Source organism: Williamsia sp. Y712, from assembly GCF_059445525.1.
In genome coordinates this window covers 1,214,581-1,237,386 of record NZ_JCAIUN010000001.1, presented here as the reverse complement: position 1 = coordinate 1,237,386, position 22,806 = coordinate 1,214,581, and the positions used below count along the sequence as shown (strand labels likewise).

Here is a 22,806-nt window from a genome sequence, read left to right as displayed (position 1 = left end):
GGGCAAAAAGTGAGAGAAACTTCACATGGAACGTGGTCGCGGCCGCTGTTTTTGGCGAAATACAACGCCAAGTCGGCGGCCGCTGCCGTTTTCGATGCAACGCGACGGCGTCCAATCCCCGTTACAGCTGCAATTTTTGGGGGTTACCAGACAAAAATGGGGCGATTTCGAGGGCAATACCCCTCGCAGCCTGAAACCCACTTGCCCGGTACTGGCACCATAAGGACGTGAGCAGACCACACGTTTCGCATGTTTACCGCGACCTGAAACCACTCGAACAATCGGCAAAGCTTCGCAATGTCGCCTACGAGATCCGCGGACCCGTCACCGCCCACGCGGCCCGCCTCGAGGCGGAGGGTCATCGGATCCTCAAATTGAACATCGGCAATCCTGCCCAGTTCGGCTTCGAGGCCCCTGACGTCATCATGCGCGACATGATCCACGCTCTCCCCTACTCGCAGGGCTACAGCGACTCGCTGGGCGTCCTGTCGGCCCGCAGGGCCGTGGTGACGCGATACGAGCTCCTACCCGACTTCCCCTACTTCGACGTCGACGACGTGATCCTGGGCAACGGCGTGTCCGAGCTGATCACCATGACCATGCAGGCGCTGCTCGATGACGGCGACGAAGTCCTGATCCCCTCGCCGGACTATCCGCTGTGGACCGCGATGACAGCGTTGTCCGGCGGCAAGGCCGTGCACTACGCGTGCGACGAGGACAACGGCTGGAACCCGAATATCGCCGACATCGAAGCGAAGATCACCCCGCGCACCAAGGCACTGCTGGTGATCAACCCGAACAACCCCACGGGCGCGGTCTACTCGCGCGAGGTCCTCACCGAGATCGTCGAGTTGGCGCGCAAGCATTCCTTGCTGATCCTCGCCGACGAGATCTACGACAAGATCCTCTACGACGAGGCCAAACACATCAATATCGCCTCGCTCGCGCCGGACCTGCTCTGCCTCACCTTCAACGGGCTGTCCAAGGCGTACCGCGTCTGCGGTTACCGCGCCGGCTGGGTCGCCATCACCGGGCCCAAAGATCACGCCAAGGGTTTCGTCGACGGCATGAAGATGCTCGCATCGACTCGCCTCTGTGCAAATGTGCCCGGCCAGCACGCAATTCAGGTGGCGCTCGGCGGCTACCAGAGCATCGATGCCCTCGTCCTTCCCGGCGGACGCCTACTCGAACAGCGCAACATCACCTGGGAGAAGCTCAACGAGATCCCCGGTATCAGCTGTGTGAAGCCGATGGGCGCGCTGTACGCCTTCCCCAGGATCGATCCCGAGGTGCACGAGATCCACGACGACGAGAAGTTCGTCACGGACCTTCTCCTGCGCGAGAAGATCCTGGTTGTCCAAGGAACGGGCTTCAACTGGCCCAGACCGGACCACTTCCGGGTCGTCACGCTGCCCTGGTCCCGCGATCTCTCCGACGCCATCGACCGCCTCGGCAACTTCCTGGCGAGCTACAAGCAGTAGTCGGTGATCGAGTCTGCAGTTGTGAAGGCATCGCCGGAGAAGAGTCCTTCACAACTGCAGACCCGATGCCTCACATAAGGCCTCGCGGACCTCGATCAGTAATGTTCACCGTCGTACTCGACCGCGACCTTCCACTTACGCCGGCCCATGTCGAGACGGATGTATGCGCGGCCGCACTCATCGACGATCTCGATCTGAGTCTCGGGCATCGGTAGCCCAAACCTGATGAGCAACAATCTAGTTCGGGTCTCGGTCGGCGACTCCGCCCCACCGTCGACCAGCGCCAGCACTTCATGCAACTGGCGCAGTCCGCGAGCGCCACGATGCGACCATCCACCTGGCAGACCTCGTCGTCGAACAGTCGCTCCTCAGTAACGACGATCCCGGAAACAGCGCGCCGCGCAGGGCGATTGAGGTCCACCGGGTGCCTTCGTCGACCCACTTGCTGCCATGAAGCGCAGGAGCCGCGAACCCGGCCACAGTGACCGGCAAACCGGACCACACCACAGCTGCTTCGGTGCGCACGCGCAAGCTGATCGCGCGACCGCGCCGTACGTACACCCCGCGATAGACCGCCACGAAATCTTTGCGGAGCTCATGTGTGGTCAGAAAGCCCGCGCGCAACAGCGTTCCTCAGCCGAGAAGATCTCTTCACAACTGCAGTTTCGACGAGATGCCCAGGTCAGGCCCCTTGATTTATATGTGACTGCTGGTAACGTCTAATGCATCACGGCGAACTCAAAGGGGAGTTGATGACCGCTATCGATAGCGAACGGTCCGCACCACCGGTCGTATGGCGCCGACGGACGGTTGTCCGCGACGGGGTCCGACTGGCGGTTTTCGAGTTGGGGGAACCCGCGGCCGACCGTCCCACCGTTGTCCTGGTGCACGGATGGCCCGACACCCATCTCCTCTGGACATTGGTCGCGGCAGACCTGGAATCGCGCTATCACGTGGTCGCCTACGACACCCGCGGTTACGGCGAGAGCGACCGGCCGCAGGGCGATGCACCGTATCGGCTGCCTGAACTCGCTGCCGACCTGTTCGCGGTCATCGACGCGGTGAGCCCGGATCGTCCCGTTCATGTCGTTGCCCACGACTGGGGTTCGGTACAGACCTGGGAGGCCGTCACCACGCCCGATGCCGAAACGCGCATCGCGTCGTTCGTCTCGGTGTCCGGCCCCAATCTCGACCACCTGGGTCTGTGGACCCGTGAACGCCTGAGCCGACCCACGCCGAAGTCGTTGGGCCAGGCCCTGTCTCAGGCCGTCTCCTCTGCCTACACGGTGGTCTTCCAGTTGCCTGTGGTACCGAATGTCCTGTTCGGCATCGGCTTACACGCTCCGGTCTGGCATCGATTCCTCACCGAAATCGAGGGAACCGACCCCAAGAACATGACCCTGGCGCCCACATTCCGCGCCGACGCAGTGTCTGGCCTGCGCTACTACCGCGCCAACATCCGCCATCGGATCACCAACCCCGACCCACGCAGTACCAGGGTTCCCGTCTTCGAGGTGGTCAACACCCGCGATGTGGCTCTGCGCAGCGCGATCTTCACCAATACGTACAAGTTCACAGATCGACTGTGGCGCAAAGACACTCCTACCGGACATTGGCTGCCCTACACCAACCCCGGATACCTGGCCGACATCGCAACCCAGTTCATCGAGTCGATACGAGGAGACGATATGTCACCGACCATCGCGCGTGCCCGCCAGAACGGTGAGCATCGATCGCTGAACGGCAAACTCGCAGTGATCACCGGAGCCGGCAGCGGCATCGGACGCGAGACCGCCTACCTGCTCTGCGAGAACGGGGCCGAAGTGGTGCTGGCCGACATTGATCTCGATGCTGCCAAAGAGACCGCCGCGGAGATCACCGCCACCGGCGGCACCGCACATGCCTACGCACTCGACGTGGCCGATACGAGCGCGTTCACCGAGTTCGGTGAGCAAATCACCAAAACACACGGTGTCGCGGACGTGATGGTCAACAACGCCGGAATCGGTTTGGCCGGGCACGTTCTCGACGCCACCGACGAACAGATCCGGCGCCTCGTCGACATCAACCTGATGGGTGTCATCACCGGTAGCCGGGTGTTCGGCCGCAAGATGGTCGAACGCGGCCTCGGCGGGCACATCGTGAACCTCGCTTCGGCCGCCGCGTTCATGCCGCAGCAAGGTCTGGGCGGCTATGCCGCCACCAAGTCCGGCGTCTTGATGTTCTCCGAATCGCTGCGTGCCGAGCTTGCCGAGCACCGCATCGGCGTATCGGCAATCTGTCCCGGCATCGTCGACACCAACATCGTTTCCGCCACCGAGTTCGCCGGTGTGACCGAAGATGCCGAAAAGCGGTTGCAGGACAAGATGAGTGGACGTTACAAACGACGCGGCTTCACCCCTGATCGGGTGGCCACCGCGATCCTCCGGGCCATCACCGACAACAAGGCCGTGGTTCCGGTGACCATCGAAGCAAAGATCGGTTACCGCATCTACCGCTTTGTTCCCGCCCTGTCGCGCCGGATGGCCCGCACCAAACTCTTTTAGCGCCAGCACTTCGGGAGGACCAGATGTACAACTTCGATCCGGGACCAGTCGAACTCCACGCCCGCAATGTCGAGTTCGATTGGAAAGACACACCTCTGCACTGGATTCCGGACCACCCGGTCCCCTCCAATGTGGTCAGCATGCTCAACCTGTTGCTCCCCGAGGGGGAACGCTGGTTCGTCCAGACGTACAACGAGGCCGTGCCGCTGGTGAAGGACGAAGAACTCGCAGCGGCCATGCGCGGATTCATCGGCCAAGAGGCGATGCACGCCGAAACCCACGACCGCGTGCTGTGGGAGTTCATGGAAGCGCGCGGCTTCGATCCAACACCCTTCCAAAGGCAGATGGAATGGGTGTTCCGCAAGGTACTCGGGCCATCGCAGCATCCGGATGCCGAAGTGCGGCACAAACATCTGGTCGAGCGCCTCTGGTTGATCGCGGCCATCGAGCACTACACGGCCATCCTGGGCGATTTCTCCCTCAACAACACCTGGACCGAGTACAACGCCGACCCGGCGATGGCGGATCTGTTCCGTTGGCACGGCGCCGAAGAGGTGGAACACCGCGAGGTCGCCCACGACGTGGCCACGTACTTCGGTGACAGCTATCTCAAGCGCGGCCGGGCAATGCTTGCCGTACTACCTGCTCTGTTGTTCGTGATCCATCGCGGCACCCGATTCCTGTCCGTCAATGATCCGACCGGCAAGATCGGCTACCGAAAGACGATGCTCGGATACTTCCGGGGAGCCCGCAAGGGACTGCTACCCACGGTGCGATCGATCGTCTTCGCCACCTTCACCTACTTCAAACCGTCGTTCCGGCCGACCCAGGTCGGATCCACAGCGCAGGCCGTCGCCTATCTAGCGTCGTCGCCGGCAGCAAGGGCTGCGCACAAGTGAATCAGCGTCGCCTCGAGCACACCACCACGATGACCGCCGCGCCCCCACATCTGCGGGGCCGGTATCAGCACGATCCCGCGATGCGGGTTGCCAGCGCCATCGGCAAGGTCTGGTTTCCGTTGTGGGGCAGGTTCACTCACCTGAACATTCCCGATCAGACCGGTCGCGTCACCACGCTCGAAGTCGTCGGTCGCGAGGTGGTCGCGCATGACAACAATGTGGTCGCGTTGACCATGGCCGCACCCGATGGCGGTGAACTGACGCCCTGGTATGCCGGGGCACATCTGGACCTGTTGTTGCCGTCTGGCCGAATGCGGGAGTACTCGCTGTGTGGAGACCCGGCCGACCGCCACCGGTATCGCATCGCGGTCCGGCGGATCCCGGAGGGCGGTGGCGGATCGATCGAGGTCCACGACACCCTCGGTGTGGGATCCTCGGTCCGGATCAAGGGTCCGCGCAACGCATTTCCGCTTGCTGCACCTGGCCATGGCTCACCGGCCAAGAAACTGCGGTTCGTCGCAGGCGGCATCGGGATCACACCGATTCTGCCCATGCTCGGCGCGGCGCAACGTCTCGGACTGGATTGGTCGATGGTCTACACCGGCCGCAGTGCCGATTCGCTACCGTTCCTCGCAGAACTCGCCGACTACGGCGACAAGGTCACGATCCGCACCGACGACCGGCACGGACTACCCAGCGCCGCAGACCTGTTGGGGCCGATCCCGGCCGGGACCGCCGTGTACTGCTGCGGCCCACCACCGATGCTCAACTCGATCCGCAAGGAATTGCTCGGACGTGGCGACGTAGAACTCCACTTCGAGCGGTTCAGTCCGCCACCGGTGGACAATGGGAGGCCGTTCACGGTCAGTCTCAACTCGATTGAACAGCAGATCCCGGTCAGCGCAACAGAATCCGCCCTGGCCGCGATCCGCCGCGAGCTGCCATCCGTTCCCTATTCATGCCAGCAGGGCTTCTGCGGAACCTGCAAGGTCCGGGTACTCGCGGGCGAGGTGGATCACCGCGACAACATCCTCACCGAACCCGAACGTGAAGCCGGCGTGATGCTCACCTGCGTATCCCGCGCCGCAGGCGACCATCTCCGCCTCGACCTCTAGTCTTCAACCATCCAGCCCAGGAGGCTCTCATGGCGTCAGCCGACACCCCGCAACGTGATCACTCCGCTGCACCTGACCACACCGTCGCGATCATCGGCGCCGGGTTCGGTGGGCTGGCCGCCGGAATCAAGTTGCAGGAACGCGGTATCGACGATTACATCATCTTCGACCGCAACGACGATGTCGGCGGCACCTGGCTCGCCAATCAGTATCCCGGCGTCGAGGTCGACATTCCCTCGGTCACCTATTCATACAAGTTCGCGCTGAACCCTGACTGGTCGCAGGTCTTCGCCCCCGGATCAGAGCTCTTGCAGTATGCGCGCGACATCGCCGAGCGTTACGGTATCCGCAGGCACATCCGTTTCGGGACGCCGGTCACGGCAGCCGACTTCGATGAGGCCACCGACCTGTGGACCATCACCACCGCCTCCGGCGACACCGTCACCGCGCGGTTCCTGATCTCCTGCCACGGCGCACTGTCGACACCCGCCACCCCGGATCTTCCTGGCCTGGAGAACTTCTCGGGCAAGGTTCTGCGGTCTGCATCGTGGGACCACGATTACGACCTGACCGGAAAGAAGGTCGGAATCATCGGCACCGGCGCCACCGGGATCCAGATCATCCCCACCATCGCGCCGCAGGTGCAGCATCTGACCGTGTTGCAACGCACCGCGATCTGGGTCCTTCCCAAGCCCAATGCACCCATCCCCGGATTCCTCCGCAACATCTACCGACGAGTCCCCAAACTCCAACTGTTGCCGCGTTTTCTGATCGACACCACATTCGAGATCTCGGAGACGATCGGCGTCGTCTACAACAAACAGCTACCGGCCATCACCCGTGGCGTGGAGAAGTTGTGTCAACGGCATCTGCGCGGCCAGGTGAAAGACAAGCGTCTGCGCGAGCAACTCACCCCGCACTATGGCTACGCGTGCAAACGTCCGTCCTTCTCCAACGACTACTTTCCCACGTTCAACCGGGACAACGTCGATCTTGAAACCGCGTCGATCGACCGGATCACCGGTACGGGAATCGAATTCACCGACGGTCGCACCCTCGACATCGACACACTGATCCTGGCAACCGGCTTCAAGATCTTCGACCTGCCCTATCAGATCACCGGGGTCGGCAACCAAGACCTCTCCAAGACATGGGATTCCGAGCGGATGCATGCCTACGAGGGCATCGCCGTTCCGGGCTTTCCGAATCTGTTCCTTGCGCCGGGACCGTACGGTGTCATCGGTTTCTCGTGGTTCGACACCATCGATCTGTGTGTCACCCACGCGGTGCAGGTGGTGGCCAAGGCCGTGCAGTCGGGTTCGTCGCGGGTCAGTGCCACCGACGAGCAGACCACCGAGTTTGTGGAGAAGATGCGCAAAAAGGTGCGCAGCACGGTCTTTGCAAGTCCGCGCTGCGCCGGGTCGAATACGTATTACATCAACGCCCAGGGCGATTCGCCCTACCTTCGACCGACCTCCCGAATCGAGTCGGCACTCTCACTCCGCAAGGCCCTCAAAGAGGGTTACGAATACTCGGCCTGACGTTCAACGGGATGTCACAATCTCAGACGCCGCATCCTCTTCCACGCTCTCGGCCACAACGGCGTCGCCGAGTTGCTTGCCCCGCAGCGTGAACCATGCGATCGGCGCTGCCAGTCCGGCGGCGGCTATCGCTGCGATGACAGATGTGTGGAGCCCGTCGACAAATGCGTCCTGAATTGTCACCAGGATCTGCTGACCCGACGGGCCGCCGATGTCCGAGGCCATCTGGACGCCGGCCATCACCGAGTTCTGCGCTGCATCAACAGCTTCCGGTGGTAGACCAACATTGTCGAGTTGGGTTCCGATCTCGGCGGTGTACATCGAGGTGAGGATTGAACCGAGGACTGCCACGCCCAGCGTTCCGCCGATCTCCCGGGTCACGTCGTTGACCGCCGATCCGGCGCCGGTCTGTTCCGCGGACAGAGAATTGGTGATGATGTTGGTCGCCGGGCCCTGAACAAGTGCGAGCCCCATCGCCATCAAACTCATCGACCAGATGATCAGCCCCCAGTACGAAGCCTCCCGTCCGGCAAGCAGGACCAATGCAAATCCGCAGGCCATCGTCGCCGACCCGAGGGCGGCGACCCGGCCGGGTCCCAGACGCCGGGCCAGAATCATTGCCAGCGGCGAGAACACCGCCATCACCACCGCAAACGGGAGCGTGTGAAGGCCTGCCGACAGCGGGCCATATCCCTTGACCGCCTGGAAGTACTGGGTGATCAGGAAGATGAATCCGAACAGACTGAAGAACGCGACCGCGATCAACCCGGAAGCAACAGAGAAGTGCCTGTTGGCAAAGAGCCGAACATTGAGGATCGGATGCGCCGCGCGTAGTTCCCGCAGCACGAAGAGCGTGAGAATGACTGCCGCACCGATGAATCCGACAATCGTCGTAACTGATCCCCAGCCGTGGTTCGGTCCTTCGATGACGGTGTACACCAGCAGCGAGATACCGACGATGGACGCGATCGCACCGATTGCATCGAAGGGACCCGGCTGCGCCTTGCCGCCGCTCGGCACCACGAGCGCGACACCGATGAGTACCGCTGCCGCGATCGGCAGATTGACCCAGAAGACCGACGACCAGGAGTAGTGCTCGAGCAGCCAGCCACCGAGGACCGGCCCGATGGCCACCGCGATACCGGATGTACCGGCCCAGATGCCGACGGCGATCGCGCGCTCCTTGAGGTCGGGGAACAGCCCGATCAGCAGCGACAACGTCGCCGGGAACACCATCGCGGCAAACAGTCCGAGGCCGGCCCGGGTGGCGATGAGTTGCCCCAGCGTCTGCGATTCGGCGGCAACCACCGAGACCGCCGCAAAGCCCAGGACACCGATCACCAGCAATCTGCGACGACCGAAGCGATCTGCAAAGTGGCCGGCCGTCAGGAGCAGTCCCGCGAAGGTCAACGTGTACGCATCGACGACCCACTGCAGACCTGAGTTGTCGGCGGAGAGGTCACGGCTGATGGTCGGCAGTGCCACGTTGACGATCGTATTGTCGATCATCACCAACAGGACCGCGCCACAGAGGGCGACAAGTGCCCACCAGCGCTTATCGGTTGCCGGCGAGGTCGCCGGCGCAACCAGGGGTCGGTCACTCATCGAAGGCTCCTCGAGTAGAAGGTCGATCTATTGTTGTAGGACATTGTTCTAGTCAAGAAGAACACTGTGCTACAACGGAGTCAAGAGTTTCCCAGAATCTCTGTGAAAGGATTGACGTCGTGGCTGTCAGATCATCGGGGCCGGCAACAAGAACTCCGGCCGGTGACGTGCGCGGATTGCTCTTGGCCGCCGCGCTGCGCGTTCTGGACGAACACGGCGAAAAAGGTCTGACGGTTCGGGCAGTGGCGACCGAGGCCGGAGTGGCACCGATGGGTGTCTACAACCATTTCGATGGCAAAGCCGGCCTGCTGACCGCAGTGGTCACGGAAGGATTCGTGCGTCTACGCGCAATGGTCGGCGGTGTGGCCGATTCCGACCCGCGAGCCCGGCTCAGAGGTTCTGGCGTGGCGTACCGCGAGTTCGCCCTACAGTCGCCCACCCTGTACCGCCTGATGTTCTCCGGCCAGTGCAAGCCGGAAGGTGACCTGGCGGAGACCGCCCTGTACGCGCTGACCGAGATCATTCGGCACGGACAGGCCGCCGGAACGATTCGAGCGGGCGATCCGATGATCCTGACACTGCAGATCTGGGCCTGCGTGCACGGCGCCGTCAGCCTCGAACTCGACAGCCGCGAGTTCGACGGCGGCGGACCTCCCGGTACCAATTCGCACTGGCCCCTCGTTTACGAGCAGACCCTTGATCTGATCAGCCGGGGCGTCGCGCCCTGACTCATCGAACCGAACCCTCAGGGCAAGATGATCGGGGGCTGCCCGGGGATCGGGTTCGGGATCGTGTTCTGCCGCGGCCGTGGTGGCGTGACGCGCCGCGTGGTCGGTGGCGGCGGCGGTGGCGTGGTGTAGACGACGATCGGGGCGAGCGCGGCCTTGGTGTTGATCGGCGGGATCGCGGGCGTCGACGGGGCGGACGACGACGCCGACGTGGAAGCCGGCGCCCTCGTGGTGGTCGTGGTGCTATCACTCGTGGCCGGTGCCGTCAGATAGCGCTGTGACTCCAGGCCGGTGGTGTCCTCCCGCCACGGTCCGACAGCGGCAGTGATTCCGCCGGTCACGATCACCGCAGCGATCGTCGCAGCGCCTGCCATCACAAATCGGTTCTGTTTGCGTCGGCGCTCGGCAGCCCGCGCATCGAACACCGGGGCGGGCTCCGTGATCGGTCCGGGAAACGGTTCTGGCAGCGGGTCCGGGAGCGGGTCGGTGATCGCCCCGGACTCCGGTGGCTGCACCGGCATCGGCGCCGGTTCGGTGCGTGTCTTCGGAACGTAGGCCGGCGTGGGTGCCCGGTTGGGGGTCAACGCCGGAACACCGTCGAGGTTGCCTGCCCCCGAATGCGAATGCTTACCCTCGCGGGTCTGTGTCGGCCTCGTACCTACCGTCAGCACCGGCAACTGGCCATCGAAGGCCTGCGACATCGCACCGAGCAGTCCCGGCCATTCGACGTGGGACATCACAACCACTGCACAGATCTGACTCGGAGAGGCCAGAGACACCGCCCGGGCCACGCTGACAGCCCGAACCGCAGCCGGGTGCAATGCCTCTTCGACATCTGCCCTGGTGACCCGGAGCAGGCCGACCTCCTGCTCGCCCATCACAAAGGTGGCCTCGGCGATTCCGAGCATCGTCCTGGCCTGCGACATCAGCCCGATCAGCTCGCGGGCCCACTCGGGCTTTGCAGGCAACTTCGTTTTGCCGGTGCGCACCAGGTGGTCGGCAATCGCGCGATCGAAAGATGCAGAGTCAAGGGTGTTGTCGTTGAGTTCGATGATTCGTTGGCCGGTTTCGGTATTCACAGCCGCCCCGCGCAAACCGCCGTCGTCGACCTCTACCAGCACAAAGGCCGGCCCAAGGGCACCAAGAGTGGCTGTGAGCAGCTCTCGGATATCCGCGAGCGCTGCTGCGTCGAGCCAGACCACCCGGCCCGGTGCCAGCGCCTCTCCCGGATCGTGATCCACCACTGCCCCCCGCCGTGACCGACTCACATTTGCGTACGTTGTCGGTCGCCATTCTGCCCGAGCCATCGGCACTGTCGCCTTCGGGACCTTCGCCGCGACCAAATCTGATGATATCTGTAGTCAGATCAGCCGACGGCATCCTGCCGTGCGAACTCAAGTCGCCGAACCAGGAAACATTGTTGCATTTGAAGCCGGCATCGGTCGGCTATCTCGTTCATCAGCCCGACTTCGCGCCTCTCATGCTCGACTGTGCCATTTGCGAACGTTCCGTTCAGCTCCGCTAGAATCAACCCTCGACCTGTCGTGAACGAATCCGAAATGCAGCTCGATCGAAAGCGGCCTGATGACCGAGTACCGGATCGACGACCTGGCGCGAGCCGCGGGAACCACCACCCGCAATGTCCGCGGGTACCAGGATCGAGGTCTGCTCCCCCGGCCCACCCGGCGTGGTCGCATCGCGATCTACTCCGACAGTCATCTGGCCCGGTTGAAGGTGATCAATGACCTTTTGCACCGCGGGTTCACCATCCGGCACATCGGCGACTTCCTGCACGGGATGCAACGCGGCGACGATCTTGCCGATGTCCTCGGTCTTCGCGAGGTGGTCACCGAGCCGTGGTCGAAGGCGCACACCGAGGCGATCTCCGCTGAAGGCCTCAAAACATTGCTCAACTCCGGCAACCCAACTCACTACGACAAGCTGATCGAATACGGGCTCATCGAGCGCACCGATGACGGCTATACCCTGCTCGACCGCGAAACGGTGCGAGCGTTCGGCAGACTCACCAAGCTCGGGCTGTCCCTGTCGATGCTCCTCGATGTGCACGGCCAGGTGGAGGCGGACATGGCCCAGGTCGCATCCACTCTGATCTCGGCCGGACGCACGGTCATGGCCAAGGAACACGGCGACGGATGGATTCCGAACACCGATTCCGAATCCGAGTGGGCCGCAGAGTTGATCCGCGAAATGCGCCAGGCCGGAACGATTTCCGCGCACAATGCACTCGACCGCGCACTGGACCGCGATCTGGCCGAACAACTCGACGACTACCTCGGGCACAAAGAGCCCGAATAGCCCGCTACGGGCGCGGCCCTGCCAATGCGGGACGCCGCGACGCGGTGGGTTGATCTCGGACGGGGCCGCCAAGGCTCGAGTACATCCAGCCGGCCCGACGCCACGCACCGGCGTCCAGGCATCGTCGGCCGTCGATCACGTTCATCTTGCGGACGAGCGGTGTCAGCGCTTCGGGGTCCATGTGGACGAACTCGGTCCACTCGGTCAGTACCAGTACCGCATCGGCCTGCAGACATGCATCCTGCGCAGAGCTTGCGTAGGTGAGTGTCGGAAAGACTTTGCGGGAGTTGTCCATTGCCTTCGGGTCGAAAACGCTGACCGTTGCCCCTTTCAATTGGAGCTGTCCGGCGACGTTGAGTGCAGGCGAGTCACGAACATCGTCGCTCTCCGGCTTGAAGGCCGCACCCAGAACGGCAATGTTCTTGCCCAGCAGAGTGTTACCGCAGATCTTCGTGGTCAGGTCGACCATCGCGGTACGGCGGCGCATGTTGATGGAGTCGACCTCACGCAGGAACGTCAAGGCCTGATCAGCACCGAGTTCACCGGCACGCGCCATGAATGCACGGATGTCCTTGGGCAGGCATCCACCACCAAATCCCAGGCCCGCATTGAGAAATCGGCGTCCGATGCGATCATCGAACCCGATCGCATCGGCCAGCATCGTCACGTCGGCACCGCTGGCCTCACATACTTCACTGATGGCGTTGATGAACGAGATCTTGGTTGCCAGAAAGGCATTCGCCGAAACCTTGACCAGCTCGGCGGTCGCGAGGTCGGTGACCAGCAGCGGGGTTCCGGCGGCCAGGATCGTGCGGTAGAGCTCGCGCACCTTCACTTCGACAGCACCGGCTTCTGCGGTACCCGCGGCATCGTCGGCGTCGACCCCCAACACGATCCGGTCCGGACGCAGAGTGTCGTCGACGGCATGGCCTTCCCGAAGGAACTCCGGATTCCAGGCAATCGTGATCGTGGCGCCGCTGTTGATTTCGGCGCCGCTGCCCGCCGCACTCTGCGCGCGACGCTTCAGTTCTTCCGAGGTGCCCACGGGAACGGTCGATTTGCCGATGATGAGGTGCTCACCGTGCAACCGCGGCACCAATTCGTCGATCACGGCGTACACGTGGCGCAGGTCCGCCGCGTATTCGCCCTTCATCTGCGGGGTGCCGACGCCCAGGAAGTGAACGTCGGCAAAGGCCGCCGCCCTGTCGTAGTCGGTGGTGAACTGCAGGCGCCCGGCGGCGAGGTTGCGCCGCAGCACATCCGATAGCCCTGGCTCGTAGAACGGGAGGTCACCGTTCTGCAATCCGGCGACCTTGGCCGCATCGACGTCGACGCCGAGCACGTCATGCCCGAGTTCCGCCAGACACGCAGCGTGGGTGGCTCCGAGGTAGCCGCATCCAAATACCGTGACGTTCATACCCCTGTGGGTACTGAACGCGGTTGGCCATCAGGCATCGATCAGGTGGCGTGTCGGCCACCGTCAGCGGAACCCTCAGTCGTTCTGCTTCTGGGGGAAGTTCAGGTAGGCCTTGGACGGTGTCGGACCGCGTTGTCCCTGGTACTTGGATCCGGCCGCGGCGCTGCCGTACGGCGATTCCGCCGGACTGGACAGCTTGATCAGGCACAGCTGCCCGATCTTCATGCCCGGCCACAGCGTGATCGGCAGGTTTGCCACGTTCGAGAGCTCCAGCGTGATGTGTCCGGTGAAGCCGGGGTCGATGAAACCCGCGGTCGAATGGGTCAGCAGGCCCAGGCGACCCAGCGACGACTTGCCTTCGAGGCGGCCGGCGAGGTCGTCGGGCAGGGTGCAGACCTCGAGCGTCGACCCGAGGACGAACTCGCCGGGGTGCAGAACAAACGGCTCACCCTCGGTTCGCTCGATCAGGGTTGTCAGCTCGTCCTGCCGTTGAGCAGGGTCGATGTGGGTATAACGGGTGTTGTTGAAGACCCGGAAAAGACCATCGAGCCGGACGTCGATGCTGGACGGCTGGACCAGCGTCGGATCGAACGGATCGATGGCCAACCGGCCGTCGGCTATCTGGGCACGGATATCGCGGTCGGAGAGCAGCACACGACGAGGTTAGCCGCTCCCGAAGTCAGCTCCACGTCGTGCCTGCGGGTTCCTGAATCGTCACGTTGATGCGGTTGAAGAAATTGATGGTTGCAATCGCCAGAACGATCCCCGCCATCGCCTTTTCGTCGAAGAGGTCGGCGGCCTCGTCCCAGACCGCATCCGAAACGGCTTTGCCAGGCGAATCGGCGAGCCGGGTCGCTGATTCCGTCAGGTTCAGGGCGGCCCGCTCGGCGTCGGTGAAGAAGGGCGATTCGCGCCAGACGACAACTGCGTCGATGCGCTCGTCGGATTCGCCTTCCTTACGCAGGGCCGCGACGTGGCCGTAGACACAGGCTGCGCAGCCGTTGATCTGGCTGGCGCGGAGCATGATGAGTTCGCGCAACGTCACGGGAACGCCACCTTGATCGATCGCGCCGAGCAGATGCGGAACGGCCTTGACGGCCTGCGGCAGGATGGTGGCTGGGTTGGTCATACGTGCGGACATTGTCGGCTCCTCGGATCGGCCCGGCCGATGTGCATGTCACATCTGCGGTGTCGGGCGGTTCATAGCTCTGACACCCGAGGGAAGGGATATGTGACCGATGGACACCGACGATTTTTTGCTCACCGAGTTCGAGGCCAATCGAGGACACCTGCGCGCAGTCGCCTATCGGATGCTGGGGTCGCTGCCCGAGGCCGAGGACGCGGTGCAGGAGACCTGGCTGAAGGTCGCCGCCGCCGACACCGATGACATCGCCAATATCGGCGGCTGGTTCACCACGGTCACCTCACGCGTGTGCTTGAACATGTTGCGGTCGCGGCGGACTCGCCATGAGGAGTCGCTCGACATCGTCCATGTACCCGATCCGATTGTGGCCCCGCTCGACTCGGCGGACGATCCCGAAGGTCAGGCCGTGCTGGCCGACTCGGTGAGTGTTGCGCTACTGGTCGTCTTGGAGACGCTCACGCCGAGCGAGCGGTTGGCATTTGTTCTGCATGATCTGTTCGCCATGCCGTTCGAGGAGGTCGCGCCGATCGTCGACAAGACGCCCGCAGCCGCCAGGAAGCTGGCCAGTCGCGCGCGAACTCGCGTGCAGGGTGCGACGCCACGGTCGCCAAAACACTCGGAACAGCGTCGGGTGGTCGAGGCATTTCTTGCTGCGTCTCGTGGCGGCGATCTCGACGCGCTCATGGCGGTGCTCGACCCGGACATCGTGTTGCGCAACGATCATGCCGCCGACAAGGCCCCGATGGAGTTGGTGGGCGCCGATCACGTTGCCCGCGGCGCGATCATCTACCGGGCCGCGAATGCACGCAGTCAGCTGGTGCGCGTGAACGGCGGGTTCGGTGTGCTGTCGTTTGACGGAGGCGACGTGTCCGCGATCGCATCGTTCACCGTTGCCGACAACCGCGTGCTTGCAATGAACATCGTTTCCGATCCGGAACGGATTGCGCGGATGGATTTCTCGGGCATCGTCTGACCCGTCAGCCACCATTGCTTCAGGCGCTGTCACCGCAGGCGTGCAACCACGTGAAACAAGGGAAATCGATAATCTGCGTCGGGGCGGCTGATCGTGCGCCACAGTTCATCAAACCCTGCCTCAGACAGCGCTGCTGCCAGCCGGTCCGGATGCCACCGCCACGCCGGTGCCACTACGTGATCGAACTCTACGACCGAGTCCACCTCGTCGGTGGCCTGGCAGGCAACCGCGACGAGCGCCCCAGGTTCCATTCTCGCCGCCCATCCGGCGAAGACGGGCGGGATCTCTGACGGCGGTACGTGAATCAGACTGTAACGCGCCAGAATTGCGATGACGCGCTCGTCTGCCAGCTCCACAGACCGCAACTCGGCGTCATCGTGGACGAATCGGAGTTCGGGGTGCTCGCGGCGGGCGATCTGCAACATTTCCTGACTCGGATCGACTCCGATCACGTCCAGGCCACGGCGGGACAGATCTGCTGCGACGTGCCCGAGCCCGCAACCCACATCCACCACGAGGCCCCCGCGTGGACCCTGCAGTACCAGGTCAGCGAAGGCCGCGGCCGTGTGCTGCTCGAGCGGAGATTGGTACGCCGTCGGAAACGTTTCGGAGTAGACCTGCGCGAGCGCGTCATAACCAGGTTGCGTCATTGCGAACATCCTTCCCGGACCCGCGAGCCCACACAAGTACTTCCGCACAGGTCAGTCCACACATGCGTGGTTCACTCCCCCATCAGAACGGCGCCGGCGGGATGCTCCGCTCTTGTTCTTCGCGCTGGCGACGATTGCGGACCCGTTCTTGTTGGCGGCGTGCGTGTTTGGCTGCGGTACGCGGTTGCGTGCGGTGTTGCTGCGGGGTCGGTGGTGACGTTGCCGGCGGCGGCCGACGCGACGGACCGCGGTGTTCGTCGAAGACGATCATCCGTAGCGCGGGAAACAAGTCCTCGCCGGTCCAGGCGGGACCGTCGTAATCCCGCCCTTCCGGGGTGGTGAACACCAATCGGGGGCACCCGGACTTCGGATCGGGATACTGGTCGTCGAGCCAATCGGTGTATGTCTTCATCAGATGGTGAAACCGGCACAGTGTCTTCATCTCTGACGGATGCGTGGAACCACCGTCGTCTGGACATTGATGGTTGTATTCGTGCGTGTGATCGAGGTCGGCGTCCCAGGCCTTCTCATCGCATCCGGGCCACCTGCAGTAGGCATCTCGGATCCGAATGTAACTGTCGAGTACTGCTGACGGCCGGTAATCATCGCCGGGCCGGGTTGCCGGGAGCGGAACCGTCTGCACCAAAGGCTCTTTGACGTCCTTCGCCGAGTCCGGAAAGTCCGCGAGGTCCGGGTTGGGCGGAGCTTGCACATGGAGTTTCTTGATCTTGTTCGCCCGCCTGGCCTTCTTCGATCGCCGCGTCTTGCGGTTTGGTTGGGGCGTGCAACCGGCAGGCTGCCCAGCGGTGGTGCCCTCGGTCTTGGCCTGCTCGGTCTTGGCCTTCTCGGTCTTGGCCTGCTTGGTCTTGGCCTGCTCGACCTTGGCCCGCTTGGTCTTGTTGCCGATCGGTCGTACGACGACGTCTGGGCGGGCGGCGATGTCGCGAACGTGGTCACCAGAGATGACACCATGGTTCGCGATGAATCCGGGGTTGTTTGCGGCGCCGTCGACAGTGGCCTGATCGGCGATCACGTGCAGGACGATCTTCACATCCACACCCGAAACCAACTGGTCGGCAGGAATGGTGATGATGTCAGCCGTACATGGATACTTCGGGTCGTTCGGACATTCACATCGGAACTCGCGGCCCATCACCGTCGAAAACAGGGCATCCGCCAACCGGTCGGCCTTACGCCGCGGATCAGCCTTGCACACCGCCATCGCAAGCTTTTCCAGGCGAGCCATGATCATGGCCATCTCTTCCGCGGTGCCATGCGCGTCGATCGTGGCCGTGCCATATTCGGCCGCTGAACCCCAGACTCCCCGATTGTTCTTCGCGTCCTCGCGGTTGTTGCGGACCAGGCCCGGGTCGCGGCGAAAGATGCTGGCATCGACCATGTCCCGCATCCGCTTCTTCGACCACGACCCCCTACGACGCAGATGCTCAGCGATATCGCGATCGATATCCTCCATATGCTCTGAACCCTCGATCAATTCGGTCCGGGTGATGATCGCCGGAATATGGTGCGCGGCCACCTTTCCGTCCTTCAACGCCAGATTGACCAGCGGTAGCCGATCACGCAACGCCAGCGCCCGATTGATCTGGATTTCGGCTGCATACTGGGTGCTCATCTGCGCCGCCCCAATCCTGGCCGCGCACACCGCAAATGGATCGGTCGCCCGCATCTCGGCCTCGGTGCCGGCATGGGGCTGCACCAACTGACGATGCAGCTCGGCGGCCACTGCGTAACGCTCCCATTCCATCCGAGCCTGCACCACCAGCGCCTGCTCTGCATCGCGCAGCAATTCGTTCGGACTCAACGACGCCACGGGTCCGAACTCGGGGATCCCGACCGGCTTCTCAGCGCTTCTATCGAACATGCATTCGAGACTAGACCAAGCCACCGACAAATCGATTTGTGCAGCGTGCGGCCGGTTTTGGGGCGTGCCGCAGGCGTCGGCACCAATGCCTGTTAATATCGCTCTCGCAGCCTTCGAGGCCGCGCGCCGATGTAGTTCAATGGTAGAACGGCAGCTTCCCAAGCTGCATACGCGGGTTCGATTCCCGTCATCGGCTCCACCAGATATCAAGCCAATGCGATCAAGCATCCTGCCCGACAATGGCGCAGACACGAATCTCGACGCGCATCCTCGGCGCACCCAACGCCGAAACACCGATCTCGGTCCAGATGGGGGCGCGGTCACCCATCCGCTTCCGGAACTGCTCCACCATGACCCGGTTGTGGACCTCTCCGATGAACTCGGAGGACTCGGGTACGTGAAACGAGTCCACAGAGATCACCTCACTCCAGGTGGCACCTGCCGTGGCGAGGGTGCGCTCGACGTTATCGAATGCCTGCACGATCTCGTCTTCGAGCGATTCCGGGAAGATCCAGTCGTCGTTCCAACCGCCCTGACCCGATATCTCGACGCGCTCGCCGACACGGACCGCCTGGTTGTAGTGCATTTCCCTGAGCTGAGTATCGCCGTAACCAGGGGTCGCAAAGAACTCCGGCTTGGTCATGTCATTCCTCTCCATTGATTTCATGTGTGAAATGACGGTAACACCATTCATTTCATACGTGAAGTCATTCCGGGTCTCGGTATAGTTCTCCCATGGCCACTACAGCGACCCCGAACATCGGGGACAGCCACGACGAACCCCCGTGGCTGAGCGCGGAGGAGAAAGATGCGTGGACCGGCTTGGTCGCACTGGTGTTACTCCTGCCGGGACGACTGGAGTCACCACTGCAACATGAAACAGGCCTGACACTCTTCGAATACTTGACCCTGAGCCACATTTCAGAGGCCCCGGAGCGCCGCCTGCGCATGGGCGACCTCGCCTACCTCACCAACGGTTCGCATTCACGCTTGTCCAACGTCGTCAAGCGGTTCGAACAGCGCGGCTGGGTGGAGCGATACCCCGACCCCGATGACGGCCGCTACACCATTGCTGCCCTCACCGACGCCGGCTACGAGATGGTCGTAGCCGCTGCACCCACGCATGTACGCACGGTGCGCCAATTCGTCCTCGACCCGCTCAACTCGGCCGACCAGCGCGCACTTGCCCGCATCGCCGCCAAACTCCGCACCCGACCTGCCGACCTCGCCTGATCGTCGAGTGGGCTCTTGTCACATCCGTCGGGTCAGCTCGGCGCGTCAGCCTGCCTGAGCGAGTTCGCGCTCTTCCGACACCGCTTCGGACATGAATACGTTTGCGTCGATCAAACTTTCGGCATCTTGCTCGGGGATCGACAAAGCCAGGGATAGCTCTGTCACCACCGGGCCGAGCGCCGACCGGAGCATTGCCTTCTCGCCTACCGAAAGGTGACTGTTGCGTTCGCGCCGGGCCAGGTCCCGGACGACCTCTGCGGCGACAAAGAGATCACCGCGCCGCAGCTTCTCCTGATTCTCTTTGAACCGTCGCGTCCACGCCTCCTGCTCGTCGCCGGTGGGCGCGCGCAGCACCTCGATCAGACGTGCAACACCGGCGGCATCGCAGAGCGGCCGGACGCCGAGTTCCTCGGCTTTCAGGGCCGGCAGGTCGATGGCGAGATCGCTGTGATGAATGGTGAGCCGCAGATACTCCGTTGGCTCCATTCGGATTGTGCGACTGTATATTTCGGCAACCGTCGCGGGACCGTGATGCGGGTGGACAACAACTTGACCGACAGAGAACTGCATGTGTGTGAACCTTTTTGATCGTGCGGGCATTGGACTCAACCGCAAGGAACCCCGGGCGCACACCCACAGCACTGACGGTCATCGCACCACTGGGAATCCCTTCGGATGTTCGACCAAGTGGCGCAACCACGGGACACTGCACCCATGCCGATGAACGCATCGGAGCCCGCGAGCCAACCTCTTCATTATCCCCCTTCGCCGACCTGGCGCGCCAGTGAGTTTGCTCACGTGTTCCAGTGGCGGCCGTCATCTCGAAACACACAGTCCTGCAACATGAGTGACGAGTCCACAATCACTCGAGCCGGTAGAATTCCTGCTGCACCATGGGCCCCGGCCACCATGGGTCAGACCGGTAGCCGCCGGCCAACCGAGTGGGAGCTAAGGTCTCGGGCATGGCAGATGACCTCGTGGCCCAGAAGAACGGTTCGATCAGCATGTGGTGGCAGAACCAGACGGTTCGCGCCGGTCGCTCAGCCGATGCTGTGCGAGCCGAGAAGGCCGCGAAGAGGAAGTTGAAGGCCCACCAGCCCGAAGGTGGCGTGTACGGCGCCGACTGCCTCGGACGCCATAACCCCCCTGAGGCTTGGCCATGCGATCTCGTCCGCAGCCTGGACAACCCGGGCTTTCGTAGCCGATAGGTCCTGACGAACGAATGGCCTTGCGGCTCGGTCGCCGCATACGTTCATGCCCTCTCTCGGCTCGCGAATCATGCTGCGGCAGCGATCAGTCCGAAACAATTCGGTTGCGCTCATCACAGCGGTCGCGTTGCATTGCTGACGTTCACACCGACGTTCCGAGGAGGAGGACCCGATGAAGCTGGCAGAAGCGCTGGCCCGACGCACCGATACAAGTCGGCGCGTCGAGCAACTGCGTGCCCGTATCGCCGACAACGCTCGATACCAGGAGGGCGAGCCGCCCGCCGAGGACGCCGTAGACCTACTGGACGAGGCCGAAAGCGCACTTAGCGAACTGGAATTGCTGATCCGAAAGATCAACGCCACCAACTCGGCGACGCCCCTCGGAAACGGCACCATCACCGACGCGCTGGCCCGGCGTGATGTTCTGCGACTACGCCATGGGCTGATCACCAGTTCGGCGAACGCTGCGGCAGGTAAGAATCAGCAGGCCTACCGGCAACTCCGCTCAGAACTGATGTATGTCTCGGCACTGACGGTCCGGCCTCTGCGTGAGCGAGCCGACAATCTCGCCCGCGAACTCCGCGAGGTCGATCTGCAGGTCCAACAGGCCAACTGGTCCACGGATCTGATCGACTAGAGCCGAAGATCGACGAAGACCGACTGCAGCAGGTACCCGATTGCAAGGCGAGCACACACCGTGCGGCGGCGGATCCGCCGCTTCTGGCGGTGCCGTGGGCGGCGCCGAGGGTTCGATTCCCTCACACACATCGCACGCCCAGAACACCGCACAGGTGAATGTGCAAAGCGCACAACACATCACCACGTCCTGATTGCCATCGGGGAGGGTAGGGCAAGGGGAACTGCATTCGCCACAAGCGTCGGCGGGTTATCCTTCGACCAGACGAAGGGAAGCGCATTGAATCTCGAGGAATTCCGTCAAATCATCCAGAACTCGGGCCCAGATGACTGGCAGGTGATCAAGCATCAGGGACCGAGCTATCACAACTGGTTCGACGGTGGGGTGACTCCCGACGGTGGCTACCGCATCGAGGTCAACAGCCACTACGCCACCGCGTCATACAAGCCTGACATCAACATCACCATCGCCTGGGGCATGGGCCTGGAATTCGAGCACGCCGGCGACGCGAGCCACGCTCGCCGATTCGAGTGGTCAAAGACCTTCTCCGACAAGACGGTCAGACTGTGCTTTGCCGACTTCTTCTGGTGCGGTGCACTCGTCGACCGGTTCAACTACGTGGTCGCCGACGGCGGCAAAGCCGTGCTGCCCTGGGCCCTGGAGATTCGCGGTCTTGCTACCACACAACATGAACACGACACCGCAAAACTCATCCACCACTTGGGCGATCACGTCGAGGGATTCGAAGAGTACTTCCGCCGAGTCGGTTTCACCGTCGAGGGTAGTTAGGCCAGTGTTTCGGCAAAGCGCATCACGTCGATGACCAGATCGGCTTGATCGCGGAGCGCCTCGATCCTCACCGCATTGGTCTCGTCCGGACCTCCGCTCCAGGCGCGGGCCGTGGCCTCGTCCATTCCGAAACTCATGTGCCGCTGCACCAATCGCTCCAAGCGGACCTCTCGCGGCGTTTCGACGTACCAGATCTCGTCGAGCAGTGAGCGCAGCTGTGCCCACGGCTCGTCGGAATCGAGCAGGTAGTTGCCCTCGGTGATGACCACCGGAACCTCGGCGGGGACCGCGAGGGAACCGGCGATCGACTCTTCGACACCGCGGACATAGTCGGGTGCATAGACCACGGGATCGACGGCGTCCCGCAGGCGTTTGATGAGGTGGAGATAGCCGAACGCGTCGAAAGTGTCGATCGAACCTTTGCGGTCGGCCAGACCCAACCGGGCGAGTTCAGTGTTCGCGAGATGGAATCCATCCATCGGGACGACGACCGCTTGGCCGCCCAGTCGATCGGCCACCGCGGCAGATACCGTGCTCTTACCGCTTCCCGGGGCGCCGACCACACCGACGAGTACGCGATCGTTTCGTCGTCGGAGCGCCTCCACGCGTTCGATCAGCTCGTCCGTCTCGGTGATCACATTC

At 63.0% G+C, this 22,806-nt stretch carries 22 protein-coding genes and 1 tRNA gene; 13 read left to right on the top strand and 10 right to left on the bottom strand.

Annotated features, from left to right (window positions below; all coding sequences use genetic code 11):
• Positions 1–227 precede the first annotated feature (227 nt).
• The 5 genes from AC1D75_RS05880 (at position 228) to AC1D75_RS05860 (ending at position 7,582) form a co-directional block, all read left to right on the top strand.
• Positions 228–1,481, top strand: coding sequence for a pyridoxal phosphate-dependent aminotransferase (locus tag AC1D75_RS05880; RefSeq protein WP_495514351.1), 1,254 nt, complete (start codon positions 228–230; stop codon positions 1,479–1,481).
• Positions 1,482–2,233: 752 nt separating this feature from the next.
• A complete protein-coding gene (locus tag AC1D75_RS05875; RefSeq protein ID WP_495514350.1) occupies positions 2,234–4,027 on the top strand; it encodes an SDR family oxidoreductase in 1,794 nt (597 codons plus the stop codon).
• A 23-nt stretch (positions 4,028–4,050) separates the two neighbouring features.
• Entirely contained in the window at positions 4,051–4,926 is an 876-nt protein-coding gene (locus AC1D75_RS05870; protein WP_495514349.1) for a metal-dependent hydrolase, read from the top strand.
• Positions 4,923–6,041 carry a PDR/VanB family oxidoreductase gene (locus AC1D75_RS05865; protein WP_495514348.1) on the top strand — a complete coding sequence of 373 codons (1,119 nt, stop codon included), beginning with the start codon at positions 4,923–4,925 and terminating at the stop codon, positions 6,039–6,041. Before AC1D75_RS05870 ends, AC1D75_RS05865 begins: the two co-directional genes overlap by 4 nt.
• Before the next feature lie 29 nt (positions 6,042–6,070).
• Positions 6,071–7,582 carry a flavin-containing monooxygenase gene (locus AC1D75_RS05860; RefSeq protein ID WP_495514347.1) on the top strand — a complete coding sequence of 504 codons (1,512 nt, stop codon included), beginning with the start codon at positions 6,071–6,073 and terminating at the stop codon, positions 7,580–7,582.
• 3 nt (positions 7,583–7,585) lie between these two features.
• Here AC1D75_RS05860 and AC1D75_RS05855 read toward each other — a convergent pair whose 3' ends face one another.
• A complete protein-coding gene (locus tag AC1D75_RS05855) occupies positions 7,586–9,187 on the bottom strand; it encodes a DHA2 family efflux MFS transporter permease subunit (protein WP_495514346.1) in 1,602 nt (533 codons plus the stop codon).
• A 119-nt stretch (positions 9,188–9,306) separates the two neighbouring features.
• On the opposite strand from AC1D75_RS05855, the gene AC1D75_RS05850 reads away from it, so the two are divergent.
• Positions 9,307–9,915, top strand: a complete 609-nt coding sequence (locus AC1D75_RS05850) for a TetR/AcrR family transcriptional regulator (RefSeq protein ID WP_495514345.1) — start codon at positions 9,307–9,309, stop codon at positions 9,913–9,915.
• A gap of 17 nt (positions 9,916–9,932) precedes the next feature.
• Here AC1D75_RS05850 and AC1D75_RS05845 read toward each other — a convergent pair whose 3' ends face one another.
• On the bottom strand, positions 9,933–11,156 hold the full coding sequence (locus tag AC1D75_RS05845; RefSeq protein ID WP_495514344.1) for a hypothetical protein: 1,224 nt from the start codon (positions 11,154–11,156) through the stop codon (positions 9,933–9,935).
• A gap of 343 nt (positions 11,157–11,499) precedes the next feature.
• Here AC1D75_RS05845 and AC1D75_RS05840 point away from each other — a divergent pair, with 343 nt between their 5' ends.
• Positions 11,500–12,231: a MerR family transcriptional regulator gene (locus tag AC1D75_RS05840; protein ID WP_495514343.1), complete on the top strand. Its 732-nt coding sequence runs from the start codon at positions 11,500–11,502 to the stop codon at positions 12,229–12,231.
• 4 nt (positions 12,232–12,235) lie between these two features.
• On the opposite strand, the gene AC1D75_RS05835 is transcribed toward AC1D75_RS05840, so the two are convergent.
• From AC1D75_RS05835 to AC1D75_RS05825, 3 genes are all read right to left on the bottom strand, one after another.
• A complete protein-coding gene (locus tag AC1D75_RS05835) occupies positions 12,236–13,648 on the bottom strand; it encodes a UDP-glucose dehydrogenase family protein (RefSeq protein WP_495514342.1) in 1,413 nt (470 codons plus the stop codon).
• A gap of 75 nt (positions 13,649–13,723) precedes the next feature.
• The gene (dcd, locus tag AC1D75_RS05830; protein ID WP_495514341.1) at positions 13,724–14,302 is read right to left on the bottom strand and encodes a dCTP deaminase; all 579 of its coding nucleotides are present in this window, start codon (positions 14,300–14,302) and stop codon (positions 13,724–13,726) included.
• A 25-nt stretch (positions 14,303–14,327) separates the two neighbouring features.
• Positions 14,328–14,789 (bottom strand): carboxymuconolactone decarboxylase family protein, encoded by a 462-nt coding sequence (locus tag AC1D75_RS05825; RefSeq protein WP_495514340.1) that lies wholly within the window; start codon positions 14,787–14,789, stop codon positions 14,328–14,330.
• A 97-nt stretch (positions 14,790–14,886) separates the two neighbouring features.
• Here AC1D75_RS05825 and AC1D75_RS05820 point away from each other — a divergent pair, with 97 nt between their 5' ends.
• Positions 14,887–15,765 (top strand): sigma-70 family RNA polymerase sigma factor, encoded by an 879-nt coding sequence (locus AC1D75_RS05820; protein ID WP_495514339.1) that lies wholly within the window; start codon positions 14,887–14,889, stop codon positions 15,763–15,765.
• 29 nt (positions 15,766–15,794) lie between these two features.
• Here the strand turns inward: AC1D75_RS05820 and AC1D75_RS05815 are convergent, their stop codons facing one another.
• Both AC1D75_RS05815 and AC1D75_RS05810 read right to left on the bottom strand, forming a co-directional pair.
• Complete coding sequence (locus AC1D75_RS05815) at positions 15,795–16,415, bottom strand: class I SAM-dependent DNA methyltransferase (RefSeq protein ID WP_495514338.1); 621 nt, start codon at positions 16,413–16,415, stop codon at positions 15,795–15,797.
• 82 nt (positions 16,416–16,497) lie between these two features.
• On the bottom strand, positions 16,498–18,297 hold the full coding sequence (locus tag AC1D75_RS05810; RefSeq protein ID WP_495514337.1) for an HNH endonuclease signature motif containing protein: 1,800 nt from the start codon (positions 18,295–18,297) through the stop codon (positions 16,498–16,500).
• Positions 18,298–18,422: 125 nt separating this feature from the next.
• Here AC1D75_RS05810 and AC1D75_RS05805 point away from each other — a divergent pair.
• Positions 18,423–18,496: transfer RNA gene (locus AC1D75_RS05805), tRNA-Gly, on the top strand.
• Between the two features lie 21 nt (positions 18,497–18,517).
• Here AC1D75_RS05805 and AC1D75_RS05800 read toward each other — a convergent pair.
• A complete protein-coding gene (locus AC1D75_RS05800; RefSeq protein WP_495514336.1) occupies positions 18,518–18,940 on the bottom strand; it encodes a Rid family hydrolase in 423 nt (140 codons plus the stop codon).
• A 92-nt stretch (positions 18,941–19,032) separates the two neighbouring features.
• On the opposite strand from AC1D75_RS05800, the gene AC1D75_RS05795 reads away from it, so the two are divergent.
• Positions 19,033–19,530 (top strand): MarR family winged helix-turn-helix transcriptional regulator, encoded by a 498-nt coding sequence (locus AC1D75_RS05795; RefSeq protein WP_495514335.1) that lies wholly within the window; start codon positions 19,033–19,035, stop codon positions 19,528–19,530.
• Between the two features lie 45 nt (positions 19,531–19,575).
• Here AC1D75_RS05795 and AC1D75_RS05790 read toward each other — a convergent pair whose 3' ends face one another.
• The gene (locus AC1D75_RS05790; protein ID WP_495514334.1) at positions 19,576–20,100 is read right to left on the bottom strand and encodes a CarD family transcriptional regulator; all 525 of its coding nucleotides are present in this window, start codon (positions 20,098–20,100) and stop codon (positions 19,576–19,578) included.
• Positions 20,101–20,492: 392 nt separating this feature from the next.
• Here AC1D75_RS05790 and AC1D75_RS05785 point away from each other — a divergent pair, with 392 nt between their 5' ends.
• The 3 genes from AC1D75_RS05785 to AC1D75_RS05775 all read left to right on the top strand — a co-directional run bounded on the left by AC1D75_RS05785 (position 20,493) and on the right by AC1D75_RS05775 (position 22,164).
• Positions 20,493–20,738, top strand: a complete 246-nt coding sequence (locus AC1D75_RS05785; protein ID WP_495514333.1) for a hypothetical protein — start codon at positions 20,493–20,495, stop codon at positions 20,736–20,738.
• Positions 20,739–20,910: 172 nt separating this feature from the next.
• Positions 20,911–21,375 (top strand): DIP1984 family protein, encoded by a 465-nt coding sequence (locus AC1D75_RS05780; RefSeq protein ID WP_495514332.1) that lies wholly within the window; start codon positions 20,911–20,913, stop codon positions 21,373–21,375.
• A 279-nt stretch (positions 21,376–21,654) separates the two neighbouring features.
• Complete coding sequence (locus AC1D75_RS05775; protein ID WP_495514331.1) at positions 21,655–22,164, top strand: hypothetical protein; 510 nt, start codon at positions 21,655–21,657, stop codon at positions 22,162–22,164.
• On the opposite strand, the gene AC1D75_RS05770 is transcribed toward AC1D75_RS05775, so the two are convergent.
• Positions 22,161–22,802 (bottom strand): nucleoside/nucleotide kinase family protein, encoded by a 642-nt coding sequence (locus tag AC1D75_RS05770; RefSeq protein ID WP_495514330.1) that lies wholly within the window; start codon positions 22,800–22,802, stop codon positions 22,161–22,163. The two genes, AC1D75_RS05775 and AC1D75_RS05770, sit on opposite strands and share 4 nt — an antisense overlap.
• Positions 22,803–22,806 lie beyond the last annotated feature (4 nt).